The 19,455-nt window shown below is 66.3% G+C and carries 19 protein-coding genes; 2 read left to right on the top strand and 17 right to left on the bottom strand.

What is annotated here, in order from left to right; translation table 11 throughout:
* Nucleotides 1–37: 37 nt before the first annotated feature.
* The 7 genes from ligD to VAPA_RS08610 all read right to left on the bottom strand — a co-directional run bounded on the left by ligD (nt 38) and on the right by VAPA_RS08610 (nt 7,519).
* The gene (gene ligD, locus VAPA_RS08635; RefSeq protein WP_021006385.1) at nt 38–2,593 is read right to left on the bottom strand and encodes a DNA ligase D; all 2,556 of its coding nucleotides are present in this window, start codon (nt 2,591–2,593) and stop codon (nt 38–40) included.
* Nucleotides 2,572–3,585 (bottom strand): lysylphosphatidylglycerol synthase domain-containing protein, encoded by a 1,014-nt coding sequence (locus VAPA_RS08630; protein WP_021006384.1) that lies wholly within the window; start codon nt 3,583–3,585, stop codon nt 2,572–2,574. Before VAPA_RS08630 ends, ligD begins: the two co-directional genes overlap by 22 nt.
* Nucleotides 3,582–5,060: a hybrid sensor histidine kinase/response regulator gene (locus tag VAPA_RS08625; protein WP_230558980.1), complete on the bottom strand. Its 1,479-nt coding sequence runs from the start codon at nt 5,058–5,060 to the stop codon at nt 3,582–3,584. Before VAPA_RS08625 ends, VAPA_RS08630 begins: the two co-directional genes overlap by 4 nt.
* Nucleotides 5,061–5,125: 65 nt before the next feature.
* Nucleotides 5,126–6,625 carry an ATPase domain-containing protein gene (locus tag VAPA_RS08620; RefSeq protein ID WP_021006382.1) on the bottom strand — a complete coding sequence of 500 codons (1,500 nt, stop codon included), beginning with the start codon at nt 6,623–6,625 and terminating at the stop codon, nt 5,126–5,128.
* A 171-nt stretch (nt 6,626–6,796) separates the two neighbouring features.
* On the bottom strand, nt 6,797–6,979 hold the full coding sequence (locus VAPA_RS08615) for a hypothetical protein (RefSeq protein WP_021006381.1): 183 nt from the start codon (nt 6,977–6,979) through the stop codon (nt 6,797–6,799).
* A 79-nt stretch (nt 6,980–7,058) separates the two neighbouring features.
* Nucleotides 7,059–7,196 (bottom strand): hypothetical protein, encoded by a 138-nt coding sequence (locus VAPA_RS35085; protein ID WP_230558979.1) that lies wholly within the window; start codon nt 7,194–7,196, stop codon nt 7,059–7,061.
* A gap of 143 nt (nt 7,197–7,339) precedes the next feature.
* Entirely contained in the window at nt 7,340–7,519 is a 180-nt protein-coding gene (locus VAPA_RS08610; RefSeq protein ID WP_021006379.1) for a DUF3606 domain-containing protein, read from the bottom strand.
* A gap of 264 nt (nt 7,520–7,783) precedes the next feature.
* Between VAPA_RS08610 and xth the strand changes: the two genes are divergently transcribed.
* Nucleotides 7,784–8,569 carry an exodeoxyribonuclease III gene (xth, locus tag VAPA_RS08605; RefSeq protein WP_021006378.1) on the top strand — a complete coding sequence of 262 codons (786 nt, stop codon included), beginning with the start codon at nt 7,784–7,786 and terminating at the stop codon, nt 8,567–8,569.
* 5 nt (nt 8,570–8,574) lie between these two features.
* Nucleotides 8,575–9,081, top strand: coding sequence for a hypothetical protein (locus tag VAPA_RS08600; RefSeq protein WP_230558978.1), 507 nt, complete (start codon nt 8,575–8,577; stop codon nt 9,079–9,081).
* Between the two features lie 16 nt (nt 9,082–9,097).
* Here the strand turns inward: VAPA_RS08600 and ntrC are convergent, their stop codons facing one another.
* The 10 genes from ntrC to VAPA_RS08550 all read right to left on the bottom strand — a co-directional run bounded on the left by ntrC (nt 9,098) and on the right by VAPA_RS08550 (nt 19,346).
* The gene (gene ntrC / locus VAPA_RS08595) at nt 9,098–10,627 is read right to left on the bottom strand and encodes a nitrogen regulation protein NR(I) (RefSeq protein WP_021006376.1); all 1,530 of its coding nucleotides are present in this window, start codon (nt 10,625–10,627) and stop codon (nt 9,098–9,100) included.
* Nucleotides 10,628–10,650: 23 nt separating this feature from the next.
* Nucleotides 10,651–11,730 carry a nitrogen regulation protein NR(II) gene (gene glnL, locus VAPA_RS08590; RefSeq protein WP_021006375.1) on the bottom strand — a complete coding sequence of 360 codons (1,080 nt, stop codon included), beginning with the start codon at nt 11,728–11,730 and terminating at the stop codon, nt 10,651–10,653.
* Between the two features lie 4 nt (nt 11,731–11,734).
* Nucleotides 11,735–12,241 (bottom strand): hypothetical protein, encoded by a 507-nt coding sequence (locus tag VAPA_RS08585; RefSeq protein WP_021006374.1) that lies wholly within the window; start codon nt 12,239–12,241, stop codon nt 11,735–11,737.
* Between the two features lie 211 nt (nt 12,242–12,452).
* The gene (gene glnA / locus VAPA_RS08580; RefSeq protein ID WP_012746775.1) at nt 12,453–13,868 is read right to left on the bottom strand and encodes a type I glutamate--ammonia ligase; all 1,416 of its coding nucleotides are present in this window, start codon (nt 13,866–13,868) and stop codon (nt 12,453–12,455) included.
* A gap of 146 nt (nt 13,869–14,014) precedes the next feature.
* Nucleotides 14,015–14,815 (bottom strand): competence/damage-inducible protein A, encoded by an 801-nt coding sequence (locus VAPA_RS08575; RefSeq protein ID WP_021006373.1) that lies wholly within the window; start codon nt 14,813–14,815, stop codon nt 14,015–14,017.
* A complete protein-coding gene (locus VAPA_RS08570) occupies nt 14,812–15,693 on the bottom strand; it encodes an EI24 domain-containing protein (RefSeq protein ID WP_021006372.1) in 882 nt (293 codons plus the stop codon). The genes VAPA_RS08575 and VAPA_RS08570 overlap by 4 nt, the downstream gene beginning before the upstream one ends.
* A gap of 38 nt (nt 15,694–15,731) precedes the next feature.
* On the bottom strand, nt 15,732–16,706 hold the full coding sequence (locus tag VAPA_RS08565) for a sterol desaturase family protein (protein WP_021006371.1): 975 nt from the start codon (nt 16,704–16,706) through the stop codon (nt 15,732–15,734).
* Nucleotides 16,707–16,716: 10 nt separating this feature from the next.
* Nucleotides 16,717–17,526: a polysaccharide deacetylase family protein gene (locus VAPA_RS08560; protein ID WP_021006370.1), complete on the bottom strand. Its 810-nt coding sequence runs from the start codon at nt 17,524–17,526 to the stop codon at nt 16,717–16,719.
* Nucleotides 17,510–18,517, bottom strand: a complete 1,008-nt coding sequence (locus VAPA_RS08555; RefSeq protein ID WP_021006369.1) for a YncE family protein — start codon at nt 18,515–18,517, stop codon at nt 17,510–17,512. Before VAPA_RS08555 ends, VAPA_RS08560 begins: the two co-directional genes overlap by 17 nt.
* A gap of 85 nt (nt 18,518–18,602) precedes the next feature.
* On the bottom strand, nt 18,603–19,346 hold the full coding sequence (locus tag VAPA_RS08550; RefSeq protein ID WP_021006368.1) for a pseudouridine synthase: 744 nt from the start codon (nt 19,344–19,346) through the stop codon (nt 18,603–18,605).
* Nucleotides 19,347–19,455 lie beyond the last annotated feature (109 nt).

The following is a 19,455-nucleotide window of genomic DNA, read 5'->3' as shown; positions in this document are numbered from 1 at the left end:
TTCGGCGCATCGCCAAGCCCTTCGGCCAGGGGCGGCATCAGCGTTTGCGTGCGCGCGCACTGGCTGCTTCGAATCCCAGCATCTTCATTGCAGCGCCCGGACTCTTGGCCGCCTTCGCATAGCCGGCCCACGGATCGTTGCCGCGGTCGAGCCGGGCATGGATGTTTCTCAAGGTCCACTGCGCACCACTCGTGAGCGTTGGCACCTCCTGCCATTCCACCGGCACCGACACACCCATCCCGGGACGCGCCCGCACCGACCAGGCGCAGATGGTGGTCGCGCCGAAACCATTGCGCAGGTAGTCGATGAAGATGCGGCCGACGCGGTTGCCCGGCCCGCTCTTGGCGACGAACATCTGCGGCAGGGTGCGCGCCATGTGCCGCACGATGGCCTGCGAGAAATCCTTGATGGTGTCCCAGTCGTACTGCCGCTTGAGCGGCACCACCACGTGCAGCCCCTTGCCGCCGCTGGTCTTGCAGAACGGCGCCAGGCCCAGTTCGTCGAGCACCACGCGCATCAGCTCCGCCGCCTGCAGCACCGTGGGCCAGCCGACCCCCTCTCCCGGGTCGAGGTCGAAGGTCATGCGGTCAGGCTTGCCGATGAGCGTCTTCACGCCGTTCCAGGTGTGGAACTCGATGACGTTCATCTGCGCCGCACTGAGGAGACCGAGCGGGCCTGCCACCTCGATCAGCTCGGGGTGGTCCGGCCACAGTGCCGCATCGAGCTGCCGCACGCCGGCCATCTGCCCCAGCTCGAGGTGCTTCTGGAAGAAGAGCGGCCCGTTGATGCCCTGCGGCGCGCGCACGAACGACACGGGCCGGCCCTTGAGGTGCGCCATCATCAGCGGCGCGACCAGGCCGTAGAAGCGCACCACCTCCACCTTCGTGATGCCCGTCGATGGATCGACCACGCGGTCGGCATGCGAGACCTTGAAGTTGGCGGGCATGGTGGCGGCTGGTTCGGGCTCGGGTTCGCGGTCGGCGCCCGCCTGGTGCACCGGCTTCTCGCGGACGATGGCCTTGGCGGGCTTGTCCGAGCGCACGGCGTGAAACACCGGGTGCCGCACATGGCCGTCCTTCGTCCAGTCGGAAAAAGTGACTTCGGCCAGCAGCACCGGCTTGACCCAGTGCGCGCGGCGGTCGTTCTCGGTCGGGTTCTTGAACGGCCGCTTGTCGACGCCGAGCGGCTTCAGCCTTTCGAGCATGTCGGCAAGCGCTCGGCCGTTGAAGCCCGCGCCCACCGCTCCGGCGTAGACGAGGTCGCCCCTGTCGTCGTGCACGCCGATCAGCAGGGCGCCGATGCCCACCCGCGAGCCCTTGGGATCGGTATAGCCGCCGATGACGAACTCCTGCCGCTGCGAGCACTTGAGCTTGATCCAGTCGGGCGAGCGGCGCGAGGCATAGGTGCTGTTCTTTCGCTTTCCGATCACGCCTTCGAGCCCGATCTTGCAGGCCGAGGCAATGATGTCTTCCGGCGGTGCATCGAAGATCTCGCTGAAACGGATTTCGGGCGGCGCCTTGGCAAGCAGCGCCTGCAGCAGGCCGCGGCGCTCCACCAGCGGCACGCCAGTGAGATCGAAGCCGCCGTAGTACGGCAGGTCGAACAGGAAGTAGACGATGTTGCGCGTCTTCTCGCTGTCGAAGGCGTTCTGCAAGGCCTGGAAGTCCGTGCCGCCGGACTCGTTGAGCACCACGATCTCGCCATCGAGCCAGCCCGGCTTCAGCTTCATGCGCTCGATCGCGCGCACCAGGTGCGGCATGCGGCCGCTCCAGTCGTGGCCGTTGCGCGTGAGCAGCTGCACGCCGCCTTTCGCATCGACGCGGGCGAGCAGCCGGTAGCCGTCGAACTTGATCTCGTAGAACCAGTTCTCGGGATCGGGCGGCGGGCCGTCGACCAGCGTGGCGAGCAATGGCGAGAGCTTGGCGGGCATGGCCGCCTTCACCGCATCGGCGGGCATGCCGCCGGCGGTCGACTTGCCGCGTTTTCTTGCCGGCACGGGTGCTGCCGCGCCATGCGCCGAAACGGCCGCAGCGGGCATCGGCATCTCCGCCACGCTGTCCGGGAACTGGTCGACCACGCTGAACTCCGTGGCTGCACGGGCGTACGCATCGTGCTCCTTGATCAGCAGCCACGCGTCCTGCTTGTCCTTGGCGTTGCCGTGCATGCGCACCAGGGCCCACTTGCCGCGCAGCTTGTAGCCGTGCAGTTCGAACTTGAGATGCCCCGCCTTGTAGCCCTTGCGCGGATCGCCGATGGGCGTCCAGGTGCCCTTGTCCCAGATCATCACCTTGCCAGCGCCGTACTGCCGGGGCGGTATCTCGCCCTCGAACCGGTTGTAGGAGATCGGGTGGTCCTCCACATGCACGGCCATGCGCTTGTCGTGCGTGTCGTAGCTCGGGCCCTTGGGTACGGCCCAGCTCTTCATCGCGCCGTCGAGCTCGATGCGGAAGTCGTAGTGCAGCCGGGTCGCCCAGTGCTTCTGCACCACAAACTGCAGCACGCCGGGCGCCGAGGCGCCGCCCTCCTCAGGCTCGGGCGTGACGCCGAAGTTGCGCTTTTCCTTGTAGCGCTTCAGCGGGTTTGCGCGCGCCATGGTGTGTCGGCCCCCGTGTGCAGCGGATGGCTGGCCGCGCAGCGTTCGAGCAGCAGGTAGAGCACCAGGCCGCCGACCAGCGGCAGCAGGTAGTAGAGCGCGCGGTAGGCCAGCACGGCCCCCATCAGCGCGCCCTGGCGCACGGAGCCCGAGAGCAGCGCCAGGTAGACGGCTTCGAGAACGCCGAGCCCGGCCGGAATCGGCGTGATCACGCCGACGATGGATGCAGCCAGCAGAACGCTCAGCGTGGTGGCATACGGCACCTGCCGGCCCAGCAGCAGGTACATGGCACAGCCCATCAACGCCCAGTTGGCGGTGGAGAGCGTGAGCTGGACGATCGCAAGCTGCGCCGAGGGGAGCCTCAGCCGCCGTCCCCTCACCTGCCATTGCCGTCCGCGCGAAAAGGCGCAGGCCACCACGTACGCCGCCGCGAGAAGCATCATCAGCACGCCGAGCACGCGCAATGCGTCCGCCCCGATGCTCGCCTGGCGCGGCGGCGTGATGATGCCAGCCGCGAACAGGCCGCCAGCCAGCAGCCCGTAGCCGAGCCAGTTGGTGGCCAGGCTCACGCCGACGACCTGCGCCACCGTGGCTTCGTCGAGGCCGGCGCGCGCATAGAGCCTGGCGCGCATCGCAATGCCGCCGACCAGCGAACCCAGGTTGAGATTGAAGGCATAGCTCGTCACGGCAATGGCCCAGGTGCGCCAGCGCGGCACCCGGTGGCGCGTGTGCCGCCGGCCGATGAGGTCGAAGCATCCATAGAGCGCATGGCTGGCAGTGGCAATCGCCCAGACCCCCAGGAGCAGCATCGCCGGATAGCGCTGGAGCGCGTCCCATGCGCCCGCCCAATCGACCTTGTGCGCGTGCGACAGCAGCAGGCCCAGCACCGCGACTCCCAGCAGCGGCAGCACCCATCGGCGGCAGCGGCGCCAGAGCGACGGCCTGCCCACCGGATGGCCCGCCGCCGAAAGCGTGGTCGCATCGTGGTTCATGGCGGCCTCAGGGTCGAGATCAGCGCCGGCAGGTCGAGCGGCTTGAGCAGATGGTGGTCGAACCCCGCCATCGCAATGCGCTCCTTGTCGCCGTGCTGGCCCCAGCCCGTCAGTGCGACGAGGATCAATCCGGCCAGCGCGGGATCGGCGCGCAGCCTGGTTGCCAGCTCGCATCCGTCCATGCCCGGCATGCCGATGTCGAGGATCGCGAGCCCGGGCGGCGGGCCCTCGGCCACCATGCGCAGCGCGGCATCTCCGCTGTAGGCCACGCGCGTCGAGACCCCCATCGAGCGCAGCAGCTCGCCCAGCGCATCGGCCGCATCCCTGTTGTCGTCGACGATCAGCACCGTGCCCGGCAACGACGCCGGCCAGCCGCGATCGGCCGGCGCCGGCGACTGCGGCATGCCGGTTTCGACACGGGTGAGCGGCAAGCGCACGCAGAACATCGCACCCTGGCCGAGTCCGGCACTGGTCGCCTCGACGCTGCCGCCATGGAGTTCGACCAGGCTCTTCACCAGCGTCAGCCCGATGCCCAGCCCGCCCTGCGCCGCCTTGGAGGTGCCGCTCACCTGCACGAACATCTCGAAGATCGACTTCAGCATCTCGGGCGCAATGCCGGTGCCGTTGTCCCAGACCTCGACCACGGCGTCACTGCCTTCTTCGCGCAGGACAATCCGGATCTTTCCGCCGGGAGCGGTGTACTTTGCGGCGTTGTTGAGCAGGTTGGAAAACACCTGCGTCAGGCGAACGCCGTCGCCTTGCACGACGAGCGGTTCGCCGCACAGTTCGGTGCTCAGCACATGCCTGGCACCTTCGAGCAGCGGCCGGCTCAGTTCGATGGCATCCTCGATCACCGCTTCGAGCGCGATCGCCTCCATGCGCAGCTCGATCTTGCCGCGCGTGATGCGCGAGACCTCCATCAGGTCGTTCACGAGCCGCACCATGTGGTCGATCTGCCGGCCCATCAGCTCGTAGTAGCGCCGGGCTTCCGCGGGCTCGTGCGGCTTTCGCATCAAGAGCGTGAGCGCGGTGCTCATCGGGGCAAGCGGGTTGCGCAGCTCGTGCGCCAGCGTTGCAAGGAACTCCGTCTTGCGCTGATCCGATTCGCGCAGGCCGTCGAGCAGCTCGCGCAGCTGGTACTGCCGGTTGCGCGCCCGCAGTGCCGTGCGAACCGTGCTGATCAGCGAGGCCACCCGCATCGGCCGTTCGATCACGGTGACATTGGCGAGCCGCTCCATGGCCTTGACGATGACGGGCGAGTCCGCGCCCTGGCGGGCAAGAACGAGCACCGGCAGATCGGACCACGGAGGCTGCGAGCCCAGCGCTTCGGTCAGGGCGGCCGCGGCCGGGTCGGCCAGCACTTCTTCCGCCAGCATGATGACGCCGGCGCCTTCCTGCAGCCCCCGCACGAGCTCGCACAGGCTGTCGCAGGTGTGGGCCGCGATTTGTGCGCGTGCCAATACGGCGCTAGCCATGAGGGCATCCCTGGAGGTCGCGGTCCGCAACAGGATGCGCTGCTCGACGGAAGCGGAGGGCGGGCTCACGATGCGAGCTGCACGCCGTCGGTGGGAATGGGGATGCCCGTCAGGATGCCTCTGAAATGGCGCAGCGGCTCGCCGACCCTGAGGCCTGTGGCCGTCATGGAGAAATCGCGGATGGTCCGCTCGTGCGCACCGCCGCGCTTCTTCAGCACCGAGATCGCCTGGCGCACTTCTCCGTCGAGTTCGAAATAGCGAAGCAGCACCACGGCGTCCGCCAGGTAGCTCGCATCCACGGGCGTCTGCATCTGCATGCCGATGAGGCCGTGCTGCGCGCCCACCAGCAGTGTGGCAACGCCGGCCTGCCCCAGGTAGGAAAGCAGTTCGTGCAGTTGCACGATCAGAAAGCGCTCGTCGGGCATGGCGTTGAGATAGCCATTGAGGCTGTCGATCACCACCACTGCCGCACCGCACTCCACCACCGCCAGCCGGATCAGGTGCACGAACTCGCCCGGCGACAGTTCGGCAGGGTCGACCTGCCGCACCTTGATGCGGCCGGATTCGATGTGCGGAGCCAGGTCCATGCCCATGCTCTCGCAGCGCGTACGCAGCGTGTAGATGCTCTCGTCGAAGATGAAGAGGGCCGCGCATTCGCCGCGCTGTGCCGCGGCCAGCGCGAACTGAACCGCCACCGTCGACTTGCCGGTGCCCGGCGCGCCGACGAACAGCGTGCTCGTGCCCCTCTCGAGGCCCCCACCCAGCAAGGTATCGAGCGAATCCAGGCCGCTGGGAATCCGCTCCTGCGTCAACGCCGAAGAATGCTCGGACGCGACCAGGCGCGGAAAGACGCGCAAGCCGCCGCGCTCGATCCGGTAGTCGTGGTAGCCGCCGCGGAACTGCTGGCCCCGGTATTTGCTGACGATGAGCCGGCGTCGCGCGGCGCCGTAGTCGGAGCTGATCTGCTCCAGCCTCACGACGGCGTGGGCGATGCTCTGCACCTGGAGGTCGTGCTTCATGGCCGTCATGTCGTCCAGCAACAGCACCGTGCATTGGCGGCCGGCAAAGAACTGCTTGAGCGCCAGGATCTGCCGCCTGTAGCGCAGCGAGCTGCCGGCCAGCAGGCGCAATTCGGACAGCGAATCGAACACCACGCGCGACGGCTTGAGCACATCGACATCGGAAAGGATCCTCAAGGTCGTCTCGCTGAGTTCGACCTCGGACGGATGGAACATGGTGTACTGCTCGTCCGGCTCGAGCGCGGCTTCCGACGGAAGCATCTCGCGCACCTCGATGCCGCTCAGGTCCCAGCCGTGGGAAAGCGCCACGCCCCGAAGCTCCTGGGCTGTTTCAGACAGCGTGACATACAGCACCGATTCGCCGCGCCTGGCGCCCTCGATCAGGAACTGAAGCGCGATGGTGGTCTTGCCGGCGCCGGGGGTGCCTTCGACAAGGTAGAGGCGATTGGACGTGAGCCCGCCGCCAAGAACGTCGTCGAGGCCGGGAACACCGACTTTCATCAGGCCGTCCTGCGTGGACGGCACTGCCGTGTCGTCGAGTTTCATCTCTTCCTCCGTCGTGGGGACAGCAGTCCTTTCTGCCCTGTTCTGTTTGCCATCTGCTTGCGGGAAGATTTTTACCAAGGGGTGCGGGCCCCGGGTTGTAGGGCATCACCCTTCTTCGAGACAAGACAACGCCACTGCCCCGCAGCGTCGGGCGCGGGCAGCGGGAACGGCTCATGATTTGTCGGGCGTCTTGCGTTCGGCATCACCCGGATCCTCGAGCTTCTTGTTGTCGACCTTCTTCATCAGTTCCTCGCCCTCGGTATCCCTTCCGTCCGTCGGCACGGATTCCTCCTGGGTGATCTCCGGTTCGTCGTGGGAGCGCTCGCGGCGCTTCGGCGATGGCGTGTTGTTCATGGCTGGCAACCTCCTGAATGAGCCCCGACAGTGAGATGCCTGCAGCACGAAAGCGCTCAGGCAATGGCGGCAGCGATCGTCAGCCAAGGCCGGCAATGGCGTCGGCCGCGTCGCCGGTGGCGGTGCTTTCCTTGAAATTCAGGTCGACCAGGATCTCGTCAGGGTCGATGTACATCGACAGCACGTGGCCGACGCCCTGCACGCTCGGCTCTTCCATGGCCAGGCTGCGGATGGCGCGCGCGCTTTCAGGGCGAATGACCTCCCTGATCAGCAGCCCGCGGGCCCGGCTGGCCGGCCGCGACGAACTTGGTGGCGGCAATGGCCGCGTTGGCGCCCCCGCGCGCCGTTCAGCGCTTGCCCTCAGGGAAGGCCGAGGTAGATCCGCAGATCGTCCTTGATGGTGCCCGCTGACGCGACCGCCATGCGCAGCCGGGCCTCGCTGACGCCGAACCACTTCGTCCAGTAGTCGACCTCTTTCAGGTCGGTGATGTCGATTCGCTCATCGTTCTGTGGAACGCGGATCTCCATGTCGTCCGGCATCGCGGGATCTCCAGGTTGGTTGGAGACGAAAGTTTCCCCGCCGATGGAAGCCACCATGCCAGCCCGATGCCATGGTTGATGCAGGACATGTTCTACATGCCGTGGCCTGGTGTGGTTTCGGGATGTTTCGCAGGCTGAAGCGTCACAGCCAACCGCAAAATAATTGAGGGTAAAGTGTTCGCTTGCCCGCTTGCCCGCTTGCCCGCTTGCCCGACGTGTAACCGGATTGTTCGGGTGCTTTCAAATCCATATCCTCGCGCTTTGATGAAAATAGCCACCTGGAACGTCAACTCCCTGACTGCTCGCCTGCAGCATGTGCTCGACTGGCTGATCGCCAATCCCGTCGACGTGCTCTGCCTGCAGGAACTCAAGATGAGCGACGACAAGTTCCCGCTCGATGTGCTCAAGTCGGCCGGCTACGAGGCCGCCGTGTTCGGCCAGAAAACCTACAACGGCGTCGCCATCCTGAGCCTCGCGCCGATGCGCGACGTGGCAAGGAACATTGGCGGCTTCACCGACGACCAGTCCCGCGTGATTGCAGCCACGGTCGAGACGCCGGCGGGTCCGCTGCGCATCGTGAACGGTTACTTCGTCAACGGCCAGGCGCCGGGCACCGACAAGTTCGAATACAAGATGGGCTGGCTGCGCGCCCTTCGCGAATGGCTGCGTGCGGAAATGGCCGCCCATCCGGGCTTGGTGCTTCTCGGCGACTTCAACATCACGCCGGAAGACCGCGACAGCTTCGACCCGGTGGGACTGGCAGAAACCATCCATCACACGACCGAAGAGCGCGAGCATTTCAAGGCGCTGCTCCAGCTTGGCCTGGTCGACAGCTTCCGCCTCTTCGAGCAGCCCGAGAAAAGCTATTCGTGGTGGGACTACCGGATGCTGGGCTACCAGAAGAACCGCGGCCTGCGCATCGACCACATCCTGGTGAGCGAGCCGCTGGTGCCGCGCGCAAAAGGCTGCATCATCGACCGCGTACCACGCAAGTGGGAAAAGCCAAGCGATCACGCACCGGTGGTGCTCGACCTCGACCAGGGTATTTGATGACCATGACCATCCGCACTCTCACGACGATCGCAGCGGCGCTTGCGCTCGCCGCCTGCTCGGCACTCAAACCCGCGGACAAGGCCGGCGACGGCAGTTCGCCCACCTCCGCCACCGACGAGGTGCCGGGCCCGAGGAGCGATGTGCCGACCGTGCGGCTGATCACCGCGCAGACGCCTGCCGTGCGGGCCTATCGCAAGACGGGGGCACGCCAGATCTACAAGGCCTACCCGCAGCGCATCTACAAGGGAAAGATTCCTCCGCTGGTCTATGCGGTGGTGGTGGTCGAGACCGACCTCGATGCCGAAGGCAACGTCAGGAACGTCACGTTCAGCCGCGTGCCGAGCCATGCGCCCGAGGTGCCGGGAAAGATTGCGGAACTCATCAAGGCGGCGTCGCCGCTGCCCAGCCCGGGGCGCCTGGGCGGCCACACGTACGTCGACACGTGGCTTTGGGACAAGAGCGGAAACTTCCAGCTCGACTCGCTGACGCTGGGGCAGCGCAGCCGATAGCTGCGCGAAGCGCGCCCTACTCGATGCCCAGCTCCTGGATTTTCCGGGTGATGGTGTTGCGGCCGATGCCCAGCTTCTGAGCGGCTTCGATCCGGCGGCCACGGGTGTTGGCCAGGGCCGTGAGGATCAGCCGCGATTCGAAACGGCGCGACAGCGCATCCCAGACGTCGGTGCGCCCGGCCGCGAGCAGCGCCTGGGCTTCGATCTCCAGGCCGCTCTCCCAGCTGCTTGCGCCCACCAGGCCTTCTGCGGCTTCCGGTGCAGCGCCGCTTGCCGGCGCCGCTTCGCGCTCGACGCTTGGCGACAGCAGCGGCGCGGCTTGCGCAGGCGCCGTGGCGGCGGCAGTTTCCGCGGCATGCACTTCTGCACCGGCGGCCGCGGCCATGACTTCGGGCGGCAGGTCCTTGGCCTCGATGAGCTGGGCCGGTGCCATCACGGTCAGCCAATGGCAGATGTTCTCGAGCTGGCGCACGTTGCCCGGAAAGCTGAACGAAGCAAGCTTGGCCAGGGCCGCATCGGAAATGCGCTTGGGTTCGACACCGAGCTGGCGCGCGCTCACCTGCAGGAAGTGGCGCGTGAGCGCCGGCACGTCTTCGCCGCGCTCGCGCAGCGCCGGCAGGCGCAGGCGAATCACGTTGAGGCGGTGGAACAGGTCTTCGCGGAAGCCGCCGAGCTTGACGCGCTGCTCGAGGTCCTGGTGCGTGGCCGCGATCACGCGCACGTTGGCCTTGACCGAGTTGTGCCCGCCCACGCGGTAGAAATGCCCGTCGCTCAGCACGCGCAGCAGGCGCGTCTGCAGATCGAAGGGCATGTCGCCGATCTCGTCGAGAAAGAGCGTGCCGCCCTCGGCCTGTTCGAAGCGGCCGCGCCGCATGGTCTGCGCGCCGGTGAAGGCGCCGCGCTCGTGGCCGAAGAGTTCGCTCTCGAGCAGGTCCTTCGGAATCGCGGCGGTGTTGATGGCCACGAAGGGGCCGTTGGCACGTGGCGAATGCTTGTGCAGCGCACGCGCCACCAGTTCCTTGCCCGAGCCCGACTCGCCCGTGATGAGCACGGTGACGTTGCTTTGCGAGAGACGGCCGATGGCGCGGAACACGTCCTGCATGGCGGGCGCCTGGCCCAGCATTTCGGGCGCGGCGACCATGCGCTCCTCAGCCACTTCCTCGCGCTGGCTCTCGTCGACGGCACGGCGGATGAGCTCGACGGCGCGCGGCAGGTCGAAGGGCTTGGGCAGGTATTCGAAGGCACCGCCCTGGAACGCCGAAACGGCGCTGTCGAGGTCGGAAAACGCCGTCATGATGATGACGGGCAGGCCGGGGTGCTTGGCCTTGATCTTGTCGAGCAAATCGAGCCCGGAGCCGCCGGGCATGCGGATGTCGCTCACCAGGACCTGGGGGCCCTGCTGTTCGTCGTCGGCGGCGAGTTCGAGGGCGGCCAGCACCTCGCGCGCGTTGGTGAAGCTGCGCGTGGGCAGGTCTTCGCGCAAAAGGGCCTTCTCCAGCACGAAGCGGATCGATTGGTCGTCATCAACTATCCAGATCGGCTTCATGCATCTCCTTGTTGCCGTGGCTGCTAGGGCAGCGGTATCAATATCTTGAAATCGGTTCGGCCCGGGACGCTGTCGCACTCGATCACGCCGTGATGCTGTTGCACAAAAGTTTGCGCAAGCGTCAACCCAAGCCCAGTTCCGCCTTCCCTGCCCGATACGAGCGGATAGAAGATGCGGTCCTTGATCGTGTCCGGCACACCCGGTCCATTGTCGATGACATGCAATTCCAGTGCCAATCGATACCACTGCTTGTTGAATATCACCTGTCGGGCGATGCGCGTCTTGAAAGTGATCTGTGCATCGCCCGCGGCGCGGCGCTCGGCCAGGGCCTGCGCCGCGTTGTGCACGATGTTGAGCGTGGCCTGGATGAGCTGCTCGCGGTCGCCGCGGAATTCGGGAATCGACACGTCGAAGTCGCGCTCGATGTGCAGGTCGCGCGGAAACTCCGCAAGAATGACCGAGCGCACGCGCTCGCAGACTTCGTGGATGTTCACGTCGCCCACCACGTGCGGGCGCCGATGCGGTGCCAGCAGCCGGTCGACCAGTGTCTGCAGCCGATCGGCCTCGTGAATGATGACTTGCGTGTACTCGATGAGGTCGCGCGACTCGACCTCCATCTGCAGCAACTGCGCCGCACCGCGGATGCCGCCGAGCGGGTTCTTGATCTCGTGCGCGAGATTGCGAATGAGTTCCTTGTTCGCCTGCGCCTGGTCGAGCAGGCGCTCTTCGCGGTCCTGGCGCACCTGCTGCTCGAGCGGCGACATCTCGATGATGAGTTCGCCCTGTTTGTCGCCCTGGGCCAGCGTGACCTGCACGGGCATCAGCTCGTGGTTGACGCGACGCAAGAAGGCTTCATAACGCAGCGTGGCGAAGTCGTTGCTGCGTGCACCATCGATGGCCGTGCGGAGCACGTGCGGCTCGTGAAAGCAGGCACCGAACTGAGAGCCTTCGAGCGTGCGGCGCGACGTGCCCAGCGCGTCTTCGAGGGCCGCGTTGGCAAACAGCACCGAGCCGTTGGTGCTGACCACCGCAATCAGCGTGGACAGCAGGTCGAAGGACTGAAAGCGCGGAGTGGCGCCGGCCGCCTTCTTCCCGAACGCCATGTTCTTACTGCTTGGCCGGCAGGCGGCCGAGTTCGCGGCGAATGCCCGCGATGTCGCTCTCGTTGCGGGCCAGCTCGGCCTTCATTTCAGCCACGCGGTCGAGGTACTTCTGGTAGTTGCGGCCTTCGCTGCCCTGCTTCTCGGGCTCGCCGTTGTTGTATTCCTTCTTGAGCTCCGCCTGGCGGGCCTCGGCCTTCTTGAGCTCGGACTCGAGCACCGAGCGGGCTTCGCCGTCGCGGGCGCGCTGGTCGACGCCTTCGACGCGCGGGCTGCCCGCGGGCGCGCGGGACGCCGCCGGGGCGGAACTGCCCCCGGCAGAACCACCGCCCGCAGGCTTGGTGCCCTGCACGACCGTGACGTTGCCGCCTTCCATGACCTTGCAGCCCTTTTGCTGCGCGATGGTCGAATTGTTGGTGTATTCATTGCCGCAGCGCCACACGCGCTCCTGGGCGGACGCGGGCAAGGCGGCCAACAATGAACCGGCCAGGAAAATGAGAGAAGCAGTCTTCATGAGAATCGGTGATGGCGCGACAAAGGCGCATTTTCCTGCAATTCGACTCCACTGGTGACAAGATGTTCCGCGCCAGCAAAAAGGACGGCCGAGGCCGTCCTTTTCGAGTTCATCCCAGCAACACCGCGGAACCGGCTCTGCCGGGCCGCAGGTGTTGCCCCCTCGAGGGGGAGGCGGCTACACGAAGTGAGCCGCTTCGGGGGTGGGCCAATTACAACGAGTAGTACATGTCGAACTCGACCGGGTGGGTCGCCATGCGGAAGCGCGTGACTTCCTGCATCTTCAGTTCGATGTAAGCGTCGATGTAGGCATCGGTGAACACGCCGCCCTTGGTCAGGAACGCACGGTCCTTGTCGAGGTATTCCAGCGCCTGGTCGAGGCTGTGGCACACGGTCGGGATCAGCGCGTCTTCTTCCGGCGGCAGGTGGTACAGGTCCTTGCTGGCGGCTTCGCCCGGATGGATCTTGTTTTCCACGCCGTCGAGGCCGGCCATCAGGAGTGCTGCGAAACCGAGGTACGGGTTCATCAGCGGATCGGGGAAGCGTGCTTCGACGCGGCGGCCCTTCGGGTTGGCCACGAACGGGATGCGGATCGAGGCCGAGCGGTTCTTGGCCGAATAGGCCAGCTTCACCGGCGCTTCGAAGCCGGGCACCAGGCGCTTGTAGCTGTTGGTGCCGGGGTTCGTGATGGCATTCAGGGCACGTGCGTGCTTGATGATGCCGCCGATGTAGTGCAGCGCGAAGTCCGACAGGCCTGCATAGCCGTCGCCGGCGAACAGGTTCTTGCCGTCTTTCCAGACCGACTGGTGCACGTGCATGCCGGAGCCGTTGTCGCCGACGATGGGCTTGGGCATGAAGGTGGCGGTCTTGCCGTAGGCGTGGGCCACGTTGTGGATCACGTACTTCTGCAGCTGGACCCAGTCGGCGCGCTGCACCAGCGTGCTGAACTTGGTGCCCAGTTCCATCTGGCCGGCGTTAGCCACTTCATGGTGATGCACTTCGACCGGGATGCCGAGCGACTCGAGCACCAGGCACATTTCCGAGCGCATGTCCTGGAAGCTGTCGACCGGGGGAACCGGGAAGTAGCCGCCCTTGACCGCGGGGCGGTGGCCGGTGTTGCCGTGCTCGTATTCCTTGTCGGTGTTCCACGAGGCTTCTTCGGAGTCGATCTTGACGAAGCAGCCCGACATGTCGTTCTTCCAGCGGACGCCGTCGAACACGAAGAATTCGGGTTCCGGACCGAAGTAGGCGGTGTCGCCCAGGCCCGAGGCCTTCATGTAGGCCTCGGCGCGCTTGGCGAGCGAGCGCGGGTCGCGCTCGTAGGCCTTGCCGTCGGCGGGGTCGATCACGTCGCAGGTCAGGATCAGCGTCGTTTCTTCGAAGAAGGGGTCGATGTTGGCGGTGTTCGGGTCGGGCATGAGCTGCATGTCCGAAGCCTCGATTCCCTTCCAGCCAGCGATGGACGAGCCGTCGAAAGCGTGGCCCGAAGTGAATTTGTCTTCATCGAATGCCGAAACAGGCACGGTCACGTGCTGCTCTTTGCCACGGGTGTCGGTGAAGCGGAAGTCGATGAACTTGACCTCGTTTTCCTTGACGAGCTTGAGTACATCGGCGACGGTCTTTGCCATCAGTTTCTCCTGAGTTGGATGGTGGTTAGGAATACAGGGACAGAGGATGCAGTTTCTATGCCATTGTCGCCGCTCATGAAGCGGCTTCGACGGCGGGCGCAAACCCCAAAACAAGGCAGATAATCACCAATTTGGTGCAATAAGAACTACCGCACCAATTCCGGGCCAAGCCTCGCATCATAGGCGTGCAGGCCCTCGATCAGTTGCGCATAGGCGGCATCCAGGCGAACTGGATCGCCCTTCACGCCGAGTTCGATGTGGCGGCCGTATTCGGGATGATCGACGCTCGGCAGGCTGAACACCTTGATGCCGGCATGCGCCGCTTCGATGGCCTGCATCAGCGGCGTGAGCGTTGCCTCCATGGCGCCAAAGACGATGACCGATTTCTCGCCCGACTGCCCACTGGAAAACATGTGCGCATAACGGCTGTCGAGCACCGATTCGATCATCGGCCAGGCCATGACCGGGAATCCCGGCACGAAATGGACGTGCCCGACGCTGAAGCCCGGAATCTTGTTGTACGGGTTGCGGATGATCGTGGCGCCCTTCGGGAACACGCCCATGTTGAGGCGGTGAATGTTGTCGGGCCGGTCGGGTTCGTAGGCGATGCCCTGCTCGCGCGCGGTGTCCTGCATGCGCTCGCGGATCAGCAGTTCCGCCTCGGGATGCAGCTCCAGCGGCACCCGCAGGGCCTGCGCGGCGCATTGCCGCGTGTGGTCGTCCGGCGTGGCGCCGATGCCGCCGGTCGAAAAGACGATGTCGCCCGAGCCGAAGGCCCGGCCGAGCGCGGCGGTGATGCGCGCGGGCACGTCGCCCACGTATTCGGCCCAGCCGAGCTGCAGGCCGCGCGCGGCGAGCAGCTCGATGACCTTGGGCATGTGCTTGTCGGCACGCTTGCCGGAAAGGATTTCGTCGCCGACGACGATCAGACCGAATGCGCGGGTCATGGGGATTTCCATTGGGAGAGAAGAGCCTGGTCGGCCTCGATGGCGGGTGCGCCGTCGGATGGGACGGAGGCGGCGGCGGCCCCGCGCCGGGCACGCAATTGCGCCAGGGCATCGAGGCAGTAGTGGCCGAACCAGAGCGCCGAAAACGCAAACACCAGCGTGTAGATCCAGATCGCGAGCGGCACCAGCACGAAGAAGGCGGCGGCAAACAGCAGGCCCGAGGCCCAGACGATGCTGGGTGCGGCCCCCAGATACCCGCACAGCACGCCGATGCACAAAAGCGGCAGCCGGTGCGCGCGCAGGATGGTGGCCCGCTCTTCGGGGCTCGCGTGTTCGGCCAGCGCATCGAAGCTCATCACGCGGTAGGTGAGCCAGCCCCAGATCAGCGGCGGCAGAACGAGCACCAGCGGAGGAATGAGCCAAAGCGGCATGGAAACCACGAGCGCCACCAGCGCCAGCACGGTCACGCCGAGCGAGCGCGCCACACTGCCGAAGAACGAGGCGCCCTTCTTGCGCTCGAGCGCGGGAAAGCGGCGCAGCGCCACCAGTGCAGTGAGCGGCGGCGCCATGAGGCCGGCCACGATCAGGAGCGAAACCACCACGATCAACGGCGTGGCGGCCACCACGACCACCAGCGGCGCCAGCACGGCCGTGACGTCGCCCGAGAAGAGCCGCCCGATCCAGCCCCAGAAGCTCGACAGCAGGGGCCAGGCATCGAGTGCCTCGCGGGTCCACGCGACGGTCGCGTCCCAGTAGAAATAGCCGAAGCCTGCAGCCAGCAGCACCATCAGGCCCAGTGGCAGCAGCGACAGCACGATCACGCGCGGCAGCATGCAATAGGCGACCGCGCGCCAGAAGGAATCGAGGAGCAGGCGCATTGGGTGCGAAGGATAACCGGCTCGGTTCGGGCCGGCGCTCAGCCGCGGCCGACCATCCGCTTCAGCCCGAGCCATTGCTGGGTCCAGAAGCCGCGCCCGTAGTCGCGCACCCGGCCGTCCGCGCCGGGCTCGACCTGGTCGCGAATGCCGGTGGGGTCGTAGCGCTCCTCGAAGTTCACGGTGCGAAAGAGCATGTCCCACCAGGGCAGCAGGACGCCGAAGTTGCACCCGCCCAGCGTGTGCGCGCCCCGCGATTCATGGCCCAGCCCGATGCTGTGGTGCAGCCTGTGAAAGCGCGGGCTGATCCACAGCCGCTCGCCAATGGCGCCGAAACCGAGCTTCAGGTTGGCGTGCTGCAGGCTTTCGCTGAGCTGCGTGAACGCCACGAACGCAATGAATTGCCCCGGCGCCACGCCGATCAATTGCGCAACGATGACGATGAGGGTGTCATGGACGATGTCGTCGAGCAGATGGTTGCGGTCGTCGCTCCACATCGTCATCTGGCGCTGCGAATGGTGCAGCGAATGCAGGCCCCACCACCACCTGAACTGGTGCTGGCCGCGATGGATCCAGTAGCCCACGAAGTCGAGCACCACGAGATAGATCGCAAAGGCCACCCACGGCACGTCGGTGACGCCGGGCCAGGCTTCATCGAGATGGAAAGTGCCCCAGCCCGCGGTACGCAGCATCCCGATGGCCTCGTCGAAGAACGGCTCGAGCGTGAAGAACATGGCCAGCCGGAACAGGCCGAGCCGATGGATCAGCGTGTAGAGCACGTCGATGCGGATCGCGCGGCGGTCGGTGACCGGCTCGACGGCACGCCAGCGCTGCAGCGGGCCGATGACCGCGAGCAGCACCACGACCTGGATCAGCCCGACCAGCAGCCAGCCGGTGGCGTCGAAGGCGTCCTCGGTCCAGCCGCCGAGGCCCACCGCAAACACCAGCGGCTGGACCAGCGTCTCGAAGAACCAGCCCTGCAGCGCGGAAAAAGCGTCCGTCAACCTATCGATCACGGCGGCAGCCTCAGGGGTGGGATGCGATCCAGGCGCGGTATTGCGGATGCTGGCGCAGCGTCTCGAAGCAGAAGCCCTTGGCCTTGAGGCCGACAATCAGCGGTTCGAGGTTGGCCGGCGCCCACGGATCCTTGCGCGACCAGATGCCCAGGTGGGCAAGCAGGATGTCGCCGGGGCGGATGGTTTCCAGCGCCTGCGCCAGGAGCTTTTCGTTGCTGAACTTCTCGCTCGGCAGCTCGTCTCCCAGGAAGCCCGCCGGCGACCATCCCACGTGCTCGAAGCCGCAGGCCTTGGCGGCCGCGAGCAGCCGGGGCGAGGTCTTGCCGCCTGGCGCCCGGTACAGCGGCAGCGGCTTCTTGCCGGTGATGAGGGCCAGCCGCTCGGAGGCCTTGCTGATATTGGCGCAGTATTCGGCCGCGCTCCAGGTGAACTCGCGTCCGGCCAATGCGCCCGCCGAAGGCTTGATGCGGAAGCTCGGCGCTACCCCCTTGAGGTCGCCGCGCCAGTACGCGTGGTCGTAGGTGTGCGAGGCGAATTCGTTGCCCTCGGCCGCCCTCGCCTTCCACCACGGCGCCCAATGGCTGTCGAGGCTGTCGCCGTCGGTCTGGGTGCGCTCGGCGGCGGCAAAGAAGGTGACGCGGACGTTCTGGCGCTTGAGCACCTCGGCCACCAGCGGGGCAACGCCCATGTGGCCGGTGTCGAAGGTCAGGTAGACCGGCTTCTCGCAGGAAGCGCCCTGCTGCGCCCAGGCGGCCGGCATCGCCGCGACGGCGATCGCCAGGGCCGCCGCCCGGCCGGTGCGGCTAGATGCGCTTGGCATGGTCCAGCGTCCAGACGCCGTGCGGCGAGCGGCCGACGTTGACCTGGCGCACGAGCTTGTTGTTCACCAGATCCACCACGCTGAGCTTCTTGGCCCAGCGCGAGGTGACATACAGCGTCTTGCCGTCGGCCGATACGTCCATGCAGTCGGGCCCGCCCGGCACCGGGTAGACGGCGCCGACCTTCAGGGTCGCCAGGTCGATCCGGCTGATGGTGTTGGCCACCCGGTTGCTCACGAACACGCTCTTGCCGTCGCCGGCCGAGCGGAAGGCATGGGCCCCCTTGCCGGTCGGGATCTTGCCGACCAGCTTCGGCTCGGCGCCAGCCACGTCGAACACCTGCACGCCGTCGCTGCCGGTCAGGCCCACGAGCAGGGTCCTGTCGTTGTGGATGCCGAAGATGTCGGCCGGCATGGCGCCGGTGGCCACGCGCCAGCGGATGGTCTGCGTGGGCAGGTCGATGGCGATCAGCTCGTCGCTGTCCTGCATGGTGACGTAGGCGATGGTGCTGGTGTTGTCGATCCAGATGTGGCTGGGCGTCTTGCCCGACGCGATGCGCTTGGCGAGCTTCAGGTCCTTGCCGTCCCAGCGATAGATGTCGACGTGGTTCAGGCGGTTGCCCGCGGTGACGAACCACTTCATGTCGCGCGAGAACTGCAGCTGGTACGGATCGATGATGCCGTAGACCACGCGCTGCACTTCAGCCGTCCTGGGGTTGAGAAAAGTGAGCGAATCGCCCGCCGAATTGGCCACGATGACCGACTTTTCGTCGGGCGTCATATAGATGTGGTGCGGTTCCTTGCCGGTGGCAATGCGCTGCTTTTCGATCCAGTCGGCCGGATCGATCACGCTGACGCTGGCGTCCAGCGAGTTGAGCACGAAGATCGGCGGGGCTTCGCGTGGTGCAGCGGTGGCGGCTTGCGCCACCCAGACTGCCAGGCATGAAAACAGGAAGGCCGAAAAGCGGCCATTCGGTCGGGCAGGAAATCGCAAGGGAAGGTTCCGAGAGAGAGCTGGGAATCTTAACGGCCGCGCCTGAAGACTGGCTGACCGGGAAGACGCGCCTTCTTCCCTTATTTCAGCGCTTTCCGGGCTTGGCGGGTGCCCGCAGCGCCGCGACCTGCTCGGCCGTGAGCCAGCGCCATTGGCCGGCAGCCAGGTCGCCCGGCAGCGCCAGGTCGCCGATGCGGGAGCGGTGCAGGCCCTCGACCCGGTTGCCGACCGCCGCCAGCATGCGCTTGACCTGGTGGTACTTGCCCTCGGTCAGCGTCAGCCGCAGGTGCAGCGGACTGTCGGATTCGCAGGCTGCCGCGCGCACCGGTTTCGGATCGTCGTCGAGCACCACGCCGGCCAGCAGCTTGTCGATCTGGAGCGCGTCCACCGGGTGCTTGGCCGTGACCTCGTAGACCTTGGGGACGTGGTGCTTGGGCGAGCCCATCTTGTGGATGAACTGGCCGTCGTCCGTCAGCAGCAGCAGCCCGGTGGTGTCCTGGTCGAGCCGGCCAATGGCCTGCACGCCCTGCACCGCGCCCTTGTTGGGCCGAAGCCGAAGCGGAGACGGCAGCAGCGTGTAGATGCTCGGGTAGGTCGAGGGCTTCTGCGAGCACTCGGTGCCCGCGGGCTTGTGCAGCATCAGGTAGGCCTTCTCGTGGTACGCCCACTCGGTGCCCTGGACGGTGAAAAGCAGGCCCTCGGGATCGAGGTCGGCGAACGGGTCGTCCACGCCCTTGCCCGCCACGCTCACGTGGCCTTGCTGGATCAGCCCCGCGCACACGCGCCGCGTGCCGAAGCCCTGGGAATAGAGGATGTCTTGCAAGTGCATAGGAAAGGAAAGGTCTTCGCGCGCAGAAGAGAAGTCTTCTCTTCTTCGTGGAACACCGCGGAACCGGCTTTGCCGGGCCGCTGGTGTTGCCCCCGGTGAGGGGGCAGGA

Source organism: Variovorax paradoxus B4 (assembly GCF_000463015.1).
Taxonomy (GTDB): Bacteria; Pseudomonadota; Gammaproteobacteria; order Burkholderiales; family Burkholderiaceae_C; genus Variovorax; species Variovorax paradoxus_E.
Note: the sequence above shows the minus strand (reverse complement) of the source record. Positions and strands in the feature narration are given on the sequence as shown.